This is a genomic window from Neobacillus solisequens (genome assembly GCF_051233465.1).
Classification (GTDB): Bacteria; Bacillota; Bacilli; order Bacillales; family Cytobacillaceae; genus Neobacillus.
Genome location: NZ_JBKFGJ010000017.1, coordinates 60277 through 76317 on the forward strand (window position 1 = coordinate 60277; position 16041 = coordinate 76317).

At 37.8% G+C, this 16041-nt stretch carries 13 protein-coding genes; all 13 read left to right on the forward strand.

Going from position 1 to position 16041, the window contains the following annotated elements:
- Window positions 1-161: 161 nt before the first annotated feature.
- Complete coding sequence (locus ACI3K6_RS16065; RefSeq protein WP_435555613.1) at window positions 162-1184, forward strand: methionine ABC transporter ATP-binding protein; 1023 nt, start codon at window positions 162-164, stop codon at window positions 1182-1184.
- Window positions 1181-1834: a methionine ABC transporter permease gene (locus ACI3K6_RS16070; RefSeq protein ID WP_435555614.1), complete on the forward strand. Its 654-nt coding sequence runs from the start codon at window positions 1181-1183 to the stop codon at window positions 1832-1834. Before ACI3K6_RS16065 ends, ACI3K6_RS16070 begins: the two co-directional genes overlap by 4 nt.
- 13 nt (window positions 1835-1847) lie before the next feature.
- Window positions 1848-2675 (forward strand): MetQ/NlpA family ABC transporter substrate-binding protein, encoded by an 828-nt coding sequence (locus tag ACI3K6_RS16075; protein ID WP_435555615.1) that lies wholly within the window; start codon window positions 1848-1850, stop codon window positions 2673-2675.
- A gap of 63 nt (window positions 2676-2738) precedes the next feature.
- Window positions 2739-3920: a M20 metallopeptidase family protein gene (locus tag ACI3K6_RS16080; RefSeq protein WP_435555616.1), complete on the forward strand. Its 1182-nt coding sequence runs from the start codon at window positions 2739-2741 to the stop codon at window positions 3918-3920.
- Window positions 3921-4184: 264 nt separating this feature from the next.
- Window positions 4185-5183 (forward strand): PLP-dependent cysteine synthase family protein, encoded by a 999-nt coding sequence (locus tag ACI3K6_RS16085; protein ID WP_435555617.1) that lies wholly within the window; start codon window positions 4185-4187, stop codon window positions 5181-5183.
- Between the two features lie 368 nt (window positions 5184-5551).
- On the forward strand, window positions 5552-6016 hold the full coding sequence (locus tag ACI3K6_RS16090) for a phage tail protein (protein ID WP_435555618.1): 465 nt from the start codon (window positions 5552-5554) through the stop codon (window positions 6014-6016).
- Window positions 6017-7169: 1153 nt separating this feature from the next.
- On the forward strand, window positions 7170-7610 hold the full coding sequence (locus ACI3K6_RS16095) for a cell wall hydrolase (RefSeq protein ID WP_335477850.1): 441 nt from the start codon (window positions 7170-7172) through the stop codon (window positions 7608-7610).
- Window positions 7611-7788: 178 nt separating this feature from the next.
- Window positions 7789-8979, forward strand: coding sequence for a macrolide family glycosyltransferase (locus ACI3K6_RS16100; RefSeq protein WP_435555619.1), 1191 nt, complete (start codon window positions 7789-7791; stop codon window positions 8977-8979).
- Window positions 8980-9154: 175 nt separating this feature from the next.
- The gene (locus tag ACI3K6_RS16105) at window positions 9155-10270 is read left to right on the forward strand and encodes a sensor domain-containing diguanylate cyclase (RefSeq protein ID WP_435555620.1); all 1116 of its coding nucleotides are present in this window, start codon (window positions 9155-9157) and stop codon (window positions 10268-10270) included.
- A gap of 147 nt (window positions 10271-10417) precedes the next feature.
- A complete protein-coding gene (gene coaA, locus ACI3K6_RS16110) occupies window positions 10418-11341 on the forward strand; it encodes a type I pantothenate kinase (RefSeq protein ID WP_435555621.1) in 924 nt (307 codons plus the stop codon).
- Window positions 11342-11486: 145 nt separating this feature from the next.
- On the forward strand, window positions 11487-11990 hold the full coding sequence (locus ACI3K6_RS16115; RefSeq protein ID WP_435555622.1) for a MarR family winged helix-turn-helix transcriptional regulator: 504 nt from the start codon (window positions 11487-11489) through the stop codon (window positions 11988-11990).
- Window positions 11991-12019: 29 nt separating this feature from the next.
- The gene (locus ACI3K6_RS16120) at window positions 12020-15103 is read left to right on the forward strand and encodes an MMPL family transporter (protein WP_435555623.1); all 3084 of its coding nucleotides are present in this window, start codon (window positions 12020-12022) and stop codon (window positions 15101-15103) included.
- Window positions 15104-15297: 194 nt separating this feature from the next.
- On the forward strand, window positions 15298-16041 hold the full coding sequence (locus ACI3K6_RS16125; RefSeq protein ID WP_435555624.1) for a GntR family transcriptional regulator: 744 nt from the start codon (window positions 15298-15300) through the stop codon (window positions 16039-16041).

Sequence of the window (16041 nt, forward strand, 5' to 3'; positions counted from 1 at the left end):
AAAACTCCTTTAAGAAAGTTGGAAGGAGGGGGGTATGAATTATCAGTTAGGAAGATTGATTCAAATATCTATATTTTCAAGAGTTTCGGGTCAGACCTCCTAATTATAAAACGTATAGGTTAAATCGGAAATAAAATTTTTGTTAATGGGGGATTTCGTCTGTGATTGAGTTTCAACAAATAATAAAGGAATTTCAACATAAGGGCAAGACAATGAAAGCCTTGGATAATGTTTCGTTAAAAATAGAAAAAGGAGATATTTATGGTGTCATTGGCTATAGCGGTGCAGGGAAAAGCACTCTCCTTAGAATGGTCAATGCCTTGGAAGGACCGACTTCGGGAAAAGTCATTGTAAACGGAAAAGAGTTGGGTACGTTAAAAACCTTAGAGCTTTCACAAGTAAAGAAAAACATCAGTATGATCTTTCAACACTTTAATTTGTTAGATTCCAAGACTGTTTTCGATAACGTGGCGATACCCCTTGTCTTAAATAAAGTTGATAAAGGAATAATCAAACAGCGCGTAAAGGAACTATTAGAATTTGTCGGATTAGCGGATAAAGAAAATAGCTATCCCAGTCAATTATCGGGCGGGCAAAAACAGCGTGTTGGTATTGCCAGAGCATTAGTCACTAATCCGGAAATTCTTTTGTGTGATGAAGCAACATCCGCATTGGACCCAAAAACGACAGTATCCATTCTTGAACTGTTAAAAAGAATAAACAAAGAGTTTACTATCACGATACTCGTCGTTACCCATGAGATGGAAGTGATCCGCAAGATTTGTAATAAGGTAGCTGTAATGGAAAAAGGTAAAGTGATTGAAGCAGGAGATGTCATCGAAGTGTTTGGAAAACCCAAGCAGTCAACAACGAAGGAGTTTATCAAAACGGTCATTCATGATGAAATTCCTTTGAGTGTAATAGATGAGTTAAAAGAAGAATTAAGAAATAAGCGAATCTATCTATTGAAATTCTTCGGAAAAAATTGCACAAAGCTACTGTTGAATACTTTGACAAAAGAGTTTGATATTGAAATGAACATCGTCTTTGCCAATGTCACGGAACTACAGGGAACTACTCTAGGAGTTTTTACTGTTGTCTTTTATGGAGAAGATGCCGATATGGATCAAATTTATCCATATATTAAGGGAAGTGGTATTACGGTTGAAGAGGTGCTTATATGAACAGTGTATCAACAGATTTAATTATTCAATCAATCTATGAAACGTTTTATATGGTATCTGTCTCGCTTCTGATTGGTACTTTAATTGGAGTGCCTCTTGGAATCCTACTGGTTATAACCAGGGCAAATGGAATTAAGTCGAACCACATTTTTTTCACATTACTGAATGGCGTAATCAATATTTTAAGATCGATTCCATTTATTATTTTGTTGGTTGCTATTACACCATTAACGAGATTAATAGCCGGACAGACATATGGTTCAACTGCAGCAATCGTTCCGCTAATTGTCTACATTGCTCCGTTTATTGCTCGTCTGGTTGAAAACTCAGTACTTGAAGTCGGGTCGGGGATTATTGAATTAGCGAAATCGTTAGGGGCCTCTACTTTCCAAACCATTCGCTATTTTCTGTTACCAGAAGCATGGGGTTCCTTGGTGCTGACGCTCACGACAGCAACAATTGGCTTAATTGGGGCAACCGCTATGGCCGGAACGATTGGCGGCGGTGGTGTTGGGAGCCTTGCCATAACATATGGGTACGAACGATTTAACACATATGTCATTATCTTAACCGTAATTATTTTGATTATCATTGTCCAGATCATTCAGGGGATTGGTAATCGGGTAGCAAAAAAACTAAGACATAAATAAAGGAGTTTTGAACATGAAAAAACTTGCTATTTTCATCAGCATTTTAGCATTATTCACTCTCATTCTTTCCGGCTGCAGCAAAGAGGAGAAAACGGCCGGAAAAGAAAAAACAACTATTAAAGTTGGTACATCACCTGGGCCGTACAGTATATTATTTTTAGATGCAATTAAACCTATTTTGGAGAAAAAGGGGTATTCCATCAAGCAGGTTGAGTTTAATGATTTACTTCAAGCAGATGTTGCCCTGGCTGATGGCGGTATTGATTTGAATGTGGACCAGCATACTGCCTATATGGAAAATTTCAATGAAAATAAAAAAGCTGACCTTGTAAGCTTAACACCGATTCCAACGGTTCCTGCAGGAATTTTTCCAGGGAAGAAAAAATCTTTAGAAGAAATTTCCAAAGGTGATACGGTTGGAATTCCAAATGATGCCTCCAATGCAGCAAGAGCCTATGTACTATTACAAAAAGCAAAATTAATAAAACTAAAAGATGGCGTGGAATTAATGAAAGCTACTTCCCAAGATATTGTTGAAAATCCCAAAAATTTAAAAATTGTCGAAATGGATTCTGCACAGATTCCAAGATCGTTGGCAGATTTAGATTATGGGGTCATTCCAGGTAGCATTGTGTATTCCTCTAACATGGATCCGTCAACAAAGCTTTTATCTGAAGATGTTCTAAAACACTTAGAATTAGTGGCAGTAACCAAGAAAGTGAACAAAAACACAAAATGGGCAAAGGAAATTGCTGCAGCCTATCAATCTGATGAATTTAAAGCTTATATGAAAAAACATAACAAAGATAACTATTGGTTTATCCCAAAGGAATTAAGATAAAAACCCGGGAAGTCGGTGATTAATTCACACGGTATGCCCCATAGTTGTAAGGGAGGAATTTGGATGACACTTTTAGTAAGTGAAGTGAACGAGAAGTTAGTAGAAAACTTTAAGGAGGTCGTAAGTTGGAGACGGCATATGCACCAGCATCCGGAGCTATCATTTAAGGAAGAAAAAACGGCACTGTACATAAAAGAGAAGCTCATTAGCTTCGGATTGGAAGTGAAAACAAATATTGGAGGGCACGGTTTAATTGGTATTTTAAAAGGCGCACATCCGGGAAAAACAATAGGACTGCGAGCCGATTTCGATGGCTTACCAATCCATGATGAAAAAGAGGTTCCATATAAATCACAAAATCCTGGTGTCATGCATGCCTGTGGCCATGACGGACATACCGCAGCATTGCTTGGAACGGCAAAAGTATTAAGCGGATACCGCGAAAAGCTTAAGGGAAATGTAGTGTTTATTTTTCAACCAGCAGAAGAAACACCGCCTGGCGGAGCGAAGTTCATGATTGAAAATGGGGCTCTCGAAGGGGTTGATTATGTGTTTGGAGCTCATCTGGATTCGCAAACGCCTGTCGGAAAAGTTACGACAGGGGAAGGCTACCAGATGGCGGCAGTTGATAAATTTTCGATCACCATTCAGGGGAAAGGCGGGCACGGGGCAAAGCCGCATGAAGCCGTCGATTCCATCGTGATTGCCAGTGAAATCGTCAGCTCTTTACAAAAAATTGTCAGCCGCTCAGTAGACCCATTAAGGTCAGCCGTTGTCACAATTGGCGTGTTTCAAGCGGGTAGTGCCTTTAATGTTATTGCCGATAAAGCGGTCTTAGAAGGTACGGTCCGGACATTTGATGCTAGTATCCGCAAACAGGTAGAAGAGCGGATTCGCTGTATCGTTAACGGGATTACGGTTGCGTTCGGTGCCTCTGCTGTTATTGATTATTTAAACGGGTACCCAGCATTATATAACCATCCAGAAGAAACAGAGACGGTCCGCAACCTATTAATTGATGAATTTTCTGAGGGAAATGTGGAGGAGATGGAGCCATCCATGGGCGCAGAAGACTTTTCCTATTTCTTGCTTGAAAAACCGGGCACCTATTTTAGAGTAGGATCGAGAAACGAATGTGAAACGACTCACTACCCACATCATCATCCGAAATTTGACATTGATGAACAGGCCTTATTAAATATTGAACGATCGTTTGTAAAAATTGTTTCGCATTATTTATTTTAAATAAAAAGGAATCAGTCACCAGCCCAATTCATCTTGTAATAAGATATTTCTTTTAAACCAACAACTAGTAAACTGGATCTTAAAAGAATAAGAGAGGTTTTTCGCAGTTAGCCAACATTAATCATGGGAAAGCCAAATCATCCGCTGTTCGGACATCCGAAGGCTCCTATCTCTAATCACTGAGATCTAGGAGCTTTTTGTTTTTTATAATATTTCGATAGGGCATTTTTTTTACAAAAATATAATAAATGGAGGTAAGGCATGATGAGTAAAGTCATAACAAACAAAATTAAGAAATCAATATCAGAACTTGTAGGCAAAACTCCGTTGTTAGAGATAGTCAACTATGAAAAGGAAAATCAGCTAGAGGCAGAGATTATTGGAAAGTTGGAATATTTAAATCCTGCCAATAGTGTCAAAGACAGAATTGCCAAGGCCATGATTGAAGACGCTGAGAAAAAAGGAATATTAGGAAGTGGCTGCACGATCCTTGAAACAACAAGCGGTAATACAGGAATAGGTTTGGCAGCAATCACGGCATCCAAAGGCTACAAGCTTAAAATATATATGCAGGACGGGGTAAGTGAGGAAAGAACGAAAGTAATAAGGGCATACGGAACAGAAGTTATTCCCTTTTCCGATGTACCTGAAGTGGCGGAAGCAATCGAGAAAACCGAGGGAGATTTTGTGGAAGTTATTAATGTCTTTAAAAAGGCTGTTGTTGAAAAAGAGGAAAATGTTGTATTTTTAAATCAACTGGAAAATGAAGCAAATCCCAAAGTTCACAAAGAGACAACAGGACCTGAAATATGGGAGGATACAGATGGCCATGTAGACATTTTGGTTGCAACCGTTGGTACAGGAGGGACACTTAGCGGGGCGGGAGCTTACTTAAAGTCGAAAAACCCCAATATTAAAGTTGTCGGGGTCGAACCGGGGATTTCATCCATAGCTACCTTGGATAATCCGGATATCGTAGAGATCACGGGTGTACACAGATTCTCTGATGTTGGAGATGAAAGAGTACCTGCAAACGTTGATCAAAATGTCATTGATGAAGTAATCGAAGTTGAGACCAGAGAAGCTTATGAAGCTGCAAGAGCAGTGGCTAAATCAGATGGTATCCTAGTTGGAACATCATCAGGTGCTGCGATCTGGGCGGCTACTAGGCTTGCAAAACGTCCGGAAAATAAGGGGAAGAGAATTGTTGTTATTCTACCGGATACCGGGTTGAGATATCTTTCAACAGATCTATTTGAATAATGCTACGAAACCGTAATAGTGTATTAGATCAATGAGTGTTATTTATGCTTTTTAATAAAGATTGCAGTGTTCCAATTGAAGCAAGGGTATATAAATAAAGATAGAAGACAATTGAATAGAAAGGTTCCTTAAGGTCTAAAATATAATTTGACAGGACACTAAATAGTGTCGTATTTTAAATGACAAATACGACACTATTTGGTGTCTTTTTTTAAAATCGTGCAGATCAAGGGGAGGGTGGACTTTTTCGAGAGATTTTGAATCCAAAAAAAGATCAAGCCTTCAGTAGCAGGAGAACTTAATAGAGTGTTAGAGGAAAGGTAAATTCCAAATATAAAAAAATAAACAGACTAAAAGGATGGATGGAAATGTCCTATATTGTTGATTTTAAAAATGTGTCTACGGTGGGATTAGAGTCTTCACCTGTAGCAGAATCGCTTGCTGGTTTACGTGCAAATGAAGCCCGTTACTTTATGAACAAATACAAGCATGAATTAACAGTGGTACCAGCTAGTGAAAGTCAGGATACCCTGGATTATGTGAACCGAATATTGAAAGAAGAACGTGATCTCGAATTTGCAGCCAAACCTTTGGAAACATCGAGTTTTCAGGTAGAGAATATCAAATGGACCTACGTCTTTTATGAGGATGGTCTTTCAATCAACGTCTTGTATACGTTGGATAACCCTAAGAAGAGGGCTGTTGGTTTCAAGCTTTCTGAGGGGATGGAGGTTCCAAAGGAATTAGAAGGGAAATTTAAGTTTGCCAGGCAGAAGTCTAAACTGGCTGGAACCATTCGCGGCTCGTTTTTTGTCATTAAGGGGGAATATTAAAGTCAGCAAGAAACCGGGAACGTAGAGACCATCTATGTTCCTGTTTTAATGGAAGTCAGTAAGAAACCGGGAACGTAGAGACCGTCTATGTTCCTGTTTTAATGAAGTCAGCAAGAAACCGGGAACGTAGAGGAGGTCTATGTTCCTTTTTTAAAGAAGTCAGCAAGAAACCGGGAACGTAGAGGAGGTCTATGTTCCTTTTTTAAAGAAGTCAGCAAGAAACCGGGAACGTAGAGGAGGTCTATGTTCCTTTTTTTATGAAGTCGGCAAGAAATCGGGAACGTAGAGGAGGTCTATATTCCTGTTTTAAAGAAGTCAGCAAGAAACCGGGAACGTAGAAACCATCTATGTTCCTGTTTTAATGGAAGTCAGCAAGAAACCGGGAACGTAGAGACCGTCTATGTTCCTGTTTTAATGAAGTCAGCAAGAAACCGGGAACGTAGAGGAGGTCTATGTTCCTTTTTTAAAGAAGTCAGCAAGAAACCGGGAACGTAGAGGAGGTCTATGTTCCTTTTTTTATGAAGTCGGCAAGAAATCGGGAACGTAGAGGCCGTCTATGTTCCTGTTTTAATGATGTGAGCAAGAAACTAGGAACGTAGAGTAAGTGTATGTTCCTGTTTTAATGAATCCAGCAAGAAAGCAGGAACGTAGGAGCGGTCTATATTCCCGTTTTAAAGAAGTCAGCAAGAAACCGGGAACGTAGAGACCGTCTATATTCCCGTTTTAAAGAAGTCAGCAAGAAACCGGGAACGTAGAGACCGTCTAAGTTCCAGTTTTAAAGAAGTCAGCAAGAAACCGGGAACGTAGAGACCGTCTATGTTCCTGTTTTAATGGAAGTCAGCAAGAAACCGGGAACGTAGAGGCCGTCTATGTTCCTGTTTTAATGAAGTCAGCAAGAAACTGGGAACGTAGAGACCGTCTATGTTCCTGTTTTAACGAAGTCAGCAAGAAACTGGGAACCTAGAGACTGTCTATATTCCCATTTTTATGAATTCAGCATCAACTTGGAAACGTAGTGGGGTTCCGTAGTATTGATCCTTCCAACAAAGTGTTTTCATTTAATAGGAAATATATTAACAACAAAGCATAAGTAGTAAATAAACAAAGACATCAATGCAGGCTTTTTTTCATACTATATGTTGGAGGTGGAAAAATGCCGAGAGTAAGTTACCGAAGTTCAGATGTTGATTTAATGGCAAGGATGATGAGAGCAGAAGCCGAAGGTGAAGGAAAACAGGGGATGTTATATGTTGGTAACGTCATAGTGAATCGCCTTGTAGCTAATTGTTTAGATTTTAAAGGTTTAAGAACAGTAAACCAAGTTATTTATCAAGTACAAGGAGGAAATTTTTCCTTTGAAGCAGTTCAAAAAGGCAATGTTTTTTATCAAAGAGCACGAACTGCGGAAAGAAGATTAGCCAGACAGAATTTGGAGTATTGGAGGCAACACCCAGGGAAATATGCCCTTTGGTATTTTAATCCACATGCCCCATGTCCTCCGACTTGGTACGGTCAACCACAATCCGGTCAATTTAAAAATCATTGTTATTATGAACCAAAAGCGGGAACATGTGATAGTGTTTATAGTGGTTAAGCTTGCTCATTGAGTAAGCTTTTTATTTTATGTTTCAGTCGGTTAAAATAGAAAGCAGTGTAATTTCAATTTTAGAAAAGCACTGCTTATTTTTTTACCCTATCTAGACAAAGAATCCTTAAAATAATAGTTAGAGATCATGCTTTACAATAGAAATTTTTGTAAAGGAGTCGTTACCATGGCAAGAGTTTTATTTATAAATAGTGGATCAGAAGGGCATGTAAATCCAACCATAGGATTGGTACAAGAACTGATTAAGCGAGGCGAGGAGGTTGTATATTTTACAATCGAAGAGTTTCGAGAGCGATTAGAAAAAACAGGGGCAACTGTAAGAACGATTGATGCCCAAAGGTTTATAAAAGCCTTTATCTCTGGCGGGAGAAGTAATTTTCTCGAAAGAATCAATGGTTTGCTGCATACGGCAGATATTGTGATACCAAGTGTTTTGGAACAAATTGAAGGAGAGCAGTTTGATTATATCCTTCACGATTCTATGTTTGGTTGCGGTCGCTTACTCTCCCAAATTCTAAAGTTACCTGCTATAAATTCTTGTACTACTTTTGCAGAGTCGGAAGCATCATTCCATAACAAGCTCAAGCAGCTTTCGAAAAATATTCCCGCAGAAACTTTCCGTGAATATCAAAGGTTGGTCGAAAGGGTGGAGGAGAAATATGGTGTGCAGATCAATTCACCTTATGAAGTATTTTGTAACCCTGCACAGCTTACCATTGTCTACACTATCAGGGGCTTTCAACCTTTTGAAGAAGAATTTGATCAAACTTATAAATTTGTGGGTCCATCGATTGCTACGAGGCAGACGCATGAAAATTTTGATACAATGACAGTCATGATAAAAAATCCAATTTACATATCTTTAGGGACAGTCTTTAATCAAGAGATTGAATTTTATAAGCTATGTGTCGTAGCATTTGGCAACACAGAACATCCTGTGGTCATGTCGATAGGGAATAACACTCAAGCTTCTGATTTGGGGGATATACCTAAAAACTTTATTGTAAAAAATTATGTTCCGCAAACAGAGGTACTAAAATACGCCAAATTATTTATCACTCATGGAGGAATGAACAGTGTCCACGAAAGCCTCTATTACGGAGTACCGCTGATTGTCATCCCGCAGAGCGCAGATCAACCGTTTATTGCCGATCAAGTTGCCAAAATTGGAGCTGGAATTCAATTACAAATGCAAGAATTGACGCAAAAGCAGTTGCGTGAAGCTGCAGAATATGTGATAAACCAACCTTCTTTCCAAAAAGCTGTGGCACAAATGAGGGAATCCTTACTAAGGTCAGGTGGATATCAGCAGGCTGTAAATGAGATTTTTGAATTTAAAAGACAATATAACATCTAAGAGAGCAATTTTGTTTTAGCCAAATCAATGAAAGGCCTTCTAAGGTTTCATTTAATAGAATGTCAAAAAAAGACATTGGTTTTAAACATTGAATACATTACACTATAAAATAAACCATCAAAAGGAATGTTTTTACGTTTTTTAACTGATTATCTTGGGGTGAGAGGAAAGCAAAATGGGGTTTAATCATGGGATGATCGATTTTTTTCTTTTTACGTTGTTGTTAGTATTTTTTTCACTCTATATCAAAAGTAAATGGGACAACCTTAGGAAGACACCAGTGACTTTGAAATCAAGAATCAAGATCATTGATAGTTTGATTATTTCTTACAATAATAAGGTTCATAGAAATGAACTTGAGAAAAATTATCTGGATACGCTTAAAGATCTTCAAGATTTAAAATTTGCATTAGACGAGTCAAACCTAGTGCAGATTGTTGACAAAAATGCCAATGTTTTATATGCCAATGAAAAATTTTGCCGTCTCTCTGAATATTCGTACGAAGAACTAAAGGGAAAAAACATGAGAATGTTGAACAGTGATTATCACACAAAAGAGTTTTTTAAAGACCTTTGGGATACTGTTTCCCAAGGAAAAGTATGGAACGGGGAAATGCGAAATAAAACAAAAAGCGGTAAATATTTTTGGGTCTATACAACAATTGTTCCATTTTTGGATAAAAATAATCAGCCATTTCAATATATTGTTATTCGCAATGACATAACCAAAAGCAAAGAAAATGAGAAAAAGCTGGAATACTTATCAAATGTGGACGGTTTAACAGCTCTTTATAACCGTAGATACTTTGATAAAATTCTTAATGAGTATATAGCCTCCTCTCTTCAAAAACGCGAGCCCCTTTCCGTAATTTTATTCGATGTGGATTATTTTAAATGTTACAACGATCACTATGGACATGTATTAGGTGATCAGTGTTTGATTACTATATCAAACCGAGTGAAAGACTTAATGAATTCACATGAGTCTATCTGTGCAAGATATGGGGGAGAGGAATTTGCGATAATCCTTCCTCAAAAAGATTCAAATGAGGCATGTTTTATAGCTGAGAGGATCCGATTAGAAATTGAAAATCTACATATCCCTCACGAAAGATCTAAAATAAATAGATCGGTAACTTTGAGTTTAGGCGTGGCCTCCATCATCCCAAATCAAATTACTAAATCATGTCAACTATTAGATCTTGCTGATAAAGCTCTATATCAAGCGAAGAAACTGGGGAGAAATAGGGTTGCTCAATATGCAGATCTTAATTTGAACCTCCATGTATAAGCGACCACAATATAACTCAAAAGAATCTGGAAAATGTACAACCGTTACATCTTTCTTGGTTCTTTTTTATTAGCTAAACGTTTGTTTAGAAATATTCCCCCTTATTTGTTAAACTGTATTTACTTTTAATGGTGAGGTTTTTTAAAAATGAATCCCTATAGAAATTATATTGAATTCAATAGACAAAAATGGTCAGCTCTTCGCAATAAAACTCCTCTGTTGTTATCAGCGGAAGAGCTAGAGAAGATTAAGGGGTTAAATGAAGAAATCTCTCTTCAAGAGGTGGAAGAAGTCTATTTGCCGTTGACCCGTTTAATTAATTTAAAAGTGAAGGCTTCGCAACAATTGCAGGGGGCAACTAACTCATTTTTAGATTTCAAAGCTAAGAAGGTCCCTTATATTATTGGAATTGCTGGAAGTGTAGCGGTTGGGAAAAGCACCACTGCCAGGGTTATTCAAACCCTTTTATCACGGTGGGACAGTCATCCAGAGGTATCTTTAATTACGACTGACGGTTTTTTATACGCAAAAGAGACCTTGGAAAGAAAAGGGCTAATGAGTAGAAAGGGGTTTCCCGAGAGCTATGATACAAAAAAATTAATAAAGTTTATGATGGATGTGAAATCCGGAAAAAGGAAAGTGGAAGCACCTGTTTATTCCCACTTAACGTATGACGTTGTTCCTGATCAAGTTGAAGTAATAAGCAATCCGGATATTCTAATTGTAGAAGGGATTAATGTCCTTCAAGTGAATAAAACCGATCAAGTATTTGTCAGCGACTTTTTTGATTTCTCCATTTATATTGATGCAGATGAAAAAAACATTAAAAAGTGGTACATTGAAAGATTTTTGATGCTTCAACAGACGGCTTTTCAAAATCCAAAGTCCTATTTTAACCGATTTACCTCACTGACCAAGGATGAGGCGATGAACAAAGCTGCTGAAATTTGGCAGGAAATTAATGCCCCAAATCTAAGAGAAAACATATTACCAACAAGACGACGGGCACATATTGTGTTTAAAAAGGGCTCCGATCATACAATGGAAAAGATCTACTTAAAAAAATATTAATTAACACTTAAATGCCAGTCCATTGTGATTGGCATTTTTCCTATTTAAATATCATTAACATTGACAATAGGGGTTTATGCCCATAAAATAAATCGTATGCGATGTATCGTATACGATTTATTTTATGAAAGGTGGGGGTGAAGTAGTGGATAAAGCTAGATTTATTGGGGAATCAGTCGATTTTATTCATCGTTATACAATGAAAAGCCTTCAGAAAGAAGCTGAGGAGCATGGTGTCACGATTCCACAAGTAAGAGTTATTGGCGATGTGTTTGCTCATAAAACTGTCAGTATCAAACAACTCTCTCAAAACCTAAAAATGACGCAAAGTACAGTTTCAGACATTGTGGAAAGACTTATTTCCAAGGGATTCCTGATAAAAACCCCTAATCCAAAGGATAAGCGATTAGCGGACATTTCCTTGTCTGAACGACTTGCGGAAGAAATAGATGAGAACGTAGCAGAGATAACCAATAAGGCTTTAGTGGGAGTATTAAACCTGTTGACTCCAAACGAACAAGCGATTGTCGAGAAGGGGATGGAATTATTAGTATCAGCTGTTAAGGAAAAAATGGAAGTTGAAGGATTGGATCATCGTGAATTCATCGACATTTTGTTTTTCTCTGAAAAAGGCAATCGTAAAAAATAAACATTTTAATTGAAAATGGAGGATGCAAAGTGAGAAGCATCATAAAAGGGCGTTGGGTCCTATTTACAATCTGGTTGATTGTGACAATATTGCTAACAGTCATTCAACCTGACATCAATGCCATACTCCGGCAAAAGGGGCAGCAAGGAACAAGTAGTGAGAGTCCTTCGGTCATGGCAAATCATATCCTGAAGAAAATGGATACGACGACGGGCACAAACAACCTTATAGTTTTTTATGATAAAAATAAAATTTCTAATGATGAGTTGAAAAAAATCGGTGATGCGGTAAAGTCTATTCATGTTAGTCGGTCAGAGCTGGGTATCACAAACATGATTGATCCCTTCAGTATGCCCGAAGCAAAAAGCTCATTAGTTTCTAAAGATGGCACCACACTCATGGTGAGCTATAAACTTGATAAGAAAGATAGAGAAATAGACGAAATCAAGAAGCAGTTTGAAAGTAAACTAGATCAAGTACCTGTTGATTATTTCCTTAGTGGGGAAGATTTTATCAATAATGATTATTTAAAGGCATCTCAATCCGGTGTCGAGAAGAGTGCTGTTTTGACCGTTGTCTTTATTTTAGTCGTACTGATCTTAGCATTTAGATCAATCGTGACCCCGCTGATTTCCCTTGTGGCTGTCGCCTTTTCCTATCTCTGTTCCATGGGAATTGCAGCCCAGTTAATAGATAAAGCTGGATTTCCTGTAACCAGCCTGACTCAAATGCTACTGGTTCTGATCCTTTTTGGGATCGGTACAGATTACAATATCCTTTTGTTTAATCGATTTAAAGAAGAACTATCACAGGGTCACTCAGTAGATGATTCGATTATCACGACCTATAAAACAGCTGGAAAAACAATTGCCTATAGTATTCTTACGGTATTTATTGCATTCCTTGCTCTCGTTTTTTCTGAGTCCCCTATTTATAAATCTGGTGTTGTTGTCGTAATAGGTGTTACCGTCCTGTTACTGGAAATTTTGACGTTAACCCCTTTTATCATGAAAGTATTGGGTAAGAAAATTTTCTGGCCATCTAAAAATGTAAATGGCCATAAGGAAAACAAGTTCTGGGAGAAAACCTCTTCCTTTGGTACAAAGCATCCTGCTATCGTGATCATCGTCATCCTATTAATCATTGGGCCAATGGTCTATTTCCATCAGGAAAAGCTTAACTTTGATACCGTTGGGGAACTTGGAGATCGATACCCTTCATCTAAAGCTATCAATCTAGTTGCGAAGCATTTTGGTAAAGGGCAGGCAATGCCTGCTACAGTGGTCATTGAGAATAAAAAAGCACTTGATAATAATGACTCTCTTGCGGTCATTGATGATGTAACAGAAAAAATAAAGGAAATTAAAGGTGTGAAGCAAGTTTCCTCTGTTACCCAGCCTTTAGGGAAGAAGATTGAGGATTTTTACGTTGATCGTCAAATGGGATCTGTAACAGATGGAATTTCGCAAACTCAAAATGGTGTGGACCAGATACATGATGGATTGACAGAAGCACAAGAAAAGCTCGGATCAGCAGACTTTTCTAAAGTCAACCAAATGGTTGATGGTACAGCAAAGCTTCAAGATGGAATGAGTGCCCTAACCAATGGATTAAAACAAATCCAATCAGGTATTGATGATGGATCAACGAATTCACAATCGATTAGCAATGGAATGGCTGCCATCGAAACAAATCTCTCCAAAATGAGCAGCGGCGTAGCCATGCTAGCTGAAAATTATGGTAAAATGCAGGCCGGATATAAGGAAATGGGTACCCACTATCAAGAGGCGGCACAGGCTCTTCTAGGTGTGAAAGGTGCAATCATGCAAATGCAATCTATGGCAGATGCCTTAGGAAGCAGTTATTCCAATTCTAATAAAGATGCTAATTATCAGGCATTAAAGTATACAATTGACCAATTGTCTACATCTTTAGCCCCCATTACACCTGAAGGAATCAAGGCATTAAATCAAAATTACAATGCCGTAACTTCTGGATTTGGTACAGCCAATACCAATCTTGCCAGTATGGGCAGCGGCTTATCACAAATGGCAGATGGGATGAACAAACTGAAAGCCGGACTAGGTCAAGCGTCCTCCGGAATTGGCACCATCGTCACAAATATGAATAAAGTGAATGATGGTCTTGGCCAAATGAAATCAGGTCAGGAACAGCTTGTAGCTGGACTTAACGGTTTCAGTATCTTTGGTGAAAAATTATCGGATGTTAACGGTGGATTAAAACAAATATCTGATGGACTTGGTCAAACAAATGGTTATTTATCTCAGCTTACTACGAACAAATCCTTCTTTATGCCAAAGGAAGCTTTGGAGAACAAGGACTTTAAAAAATCATTAGATTCGTTTATGTCAGAGGATCGGAAAATCACCAAGATGACGGTTGTATTGAGTGATGATCCCTATTCAACGAAAGCTTTAAATACGATTAATAAAATAAATAAAACCGTTACAGATGGGCTTAAAGGAACAGCACTTTCAGCTGCTAAAAGTGGAACGTCTGGATCAAGTGCTACAACCAATGATATGAACGATGTCTTGTCTAGAGATTTAAATCGAACCACTGTAATCGTGATTATTGGTGTATTGCTTGTCCTATTCTTGGTTATAAGGTCTTTTTGGACACCAGTCTTTATCACAGCATCCCTTTTAGGGGCATACTATGCAGCCATGTTCGCGATCAACTATATTTTCATAGATTTAATGGGATATGAGGGGATTTCCTCCTTTGTGCCATTCTTCTCCTTTATTATCATAGTATCCTTGGGAGTGGACTATAGCATATTCTTAATGATGCGCTTTAAAGAATATCCAGATTTGTCCCCTAAAGAGGCGATCGTTTTGGCATCTAAGAATATCGGCGGCGTCATCATTTCAGCGGTGATCATCCTTGGCGGGACATTTGCGACACTTATGCCTTCTGGAATGGTCCTTTTAACTGAATTGGCCATTGCTGTAATAACCGGACTTGTCGTACTTTGCTTTATTTTGCTTCCGCTCTTTGTTCCAGCATTAATTGTACTTCCGGATACCCTAGCAAATTTATTCTCTAGGAAAAAGGGTGAGAATTTTTCTTTAGAGAAAGAAGTAGTTTAATTAATGTGGGACCTAAGTAATAAGGCTGGCTCTTAATTGGAGTCAGCTTTTATTATTTACGTAAAAAAAGGAATAGTCATTTGAAAGGGATTTCAAAAAGGGCAATTTATATGATATTATATAAAATTGATTCGTTGTATGATGTTGATGTTACTAGAATACCTAGGCATGTTTATTAATAAGGGGAGAATGAAATGAATTTAAAACCTGAGAATCTTACTAAAACCAAATCTCCATTATTTATTACTATTTATCATAAATTATATAAATTAATAATGGATGGAACATTTCCTCCTGACAGTAGGCTTCCGACAGAACCAGAATTAGCAAAAATATTAGGTGTCAGCAGAATGACACTTAGACACGCACTCTCTCTATTACAAGAGGATGGTTTGGTTAAAAATATCCATGGGAAAGGGAATTTTATCACAAAATTTCATCAAAACCAAAAGGCTTTTGGGTTAGAGAAAATGGGTAATCCTCTTTATAAATGTTATCTTGAAAAAGTAGATGACGTGGAAATAGAAGTTAGAATTGAATTGGTCAGTGACTATGCTAAGCAAGTATTAAATAGAAATATGACCGCGATTGTTTCTGTTGACCGCTGGTATATGAATGGCGATGAAGTGGTTGCCTATGCTTTTTCCATGATGGCCATCGAGGCCATTTCAGAATTAGATTTGGACCTACAAGACAAACAACAAATATTAGAAATGCTTGAACAAAAAATATATGACCTTGCGAATTCATCAACGATTGAAATTAAACGTTCCAATTTTATTAAAATTCCTTCCCATAAAAAATCTAAAATTTCTAGTGGGAAAGAATGCAACTTGATTTTAGAAAGTGTTTATATTAGTGATAAATACCCGGTTGTCCATAATAAATTTTATATTCCTACCGAGCTCAGTCAAATCACCATAAATGCATCTAAATAG

Excerpts from the sequence above, each read along its gene's own strand:
- ACI3K6_RS16080 (WP_435555616.1), top strand. The coding sequence starts at position 2,739 with ATGACACTTTTAGTAAGTGAAGTGAACGAGAAGTTAGTAGAAAACTTT.
- ACI3K6_RS16090 (WP_435555618.1), top strand. The coding sequence starts at position 5,552 with ATGTCCTATATTGTTGATTTTAAAAATGTGTCTACGGTGGGATTAGAG.
- ACI3K6_RS16075 (WP_435555615.1), top strand. The coding sequence starts at position 1,848 with ATGAAAAAACTTGCTATTTTCATCAGCATTTTAGCATTATTCACTCTC.
- ACI3K6_RS16095 (WP_335477850.1), top strand. The coding sequence starts at position 7,170 with ATGCCGAGAGTAAGTTACCGAAGTTCAGATGTTGATTTAATGGCAAGG.
- ACI3K6_RS16105 (WP_435555620.1), top strand. The coding sequence starts at position 9,155 with ATGGGGTTTAATCATGGGATGATCGATTTTTTTCTTTTTACGTTGTTG.
- ACI3K6_RS16070 (WP_435555614.1), top strand. The coding sequence starts at position 1,181 with ATGAACAGTGTATCAACAGATTTAATTATTCAATCAATCTATGAAACG.
- ACI3K6_RS16100 (WP_435555619.1), top strand. The coding sequence starts at position 7,789 with ATGGCAAGAGTTTTATTTATAAATAGTGGATCAGAAGGGCATGTAAAT.
- ACI3K6_RS16125 (WP_435555624.1), top strand. The coding sequence starts at position 15,298 with ATGAATTTAAAACCTGAGAATCTTACTAAAACCAAATCTCCATTATTT.
- ACI3K6_RS16085 (WP_435555617.1), top strand. The coding sequence starts at position 4,185 with ATGAGTAAAGTCATAACAAACAAAATTAAGAAATCAATATCAGAACTT.
- coaA (WP_435555621.1), top strand. The coding sequence starts at position 10,418 with ATGAATCCCTATAGAAATTATATTGAATTCAATAGACAAAAATGGTCA.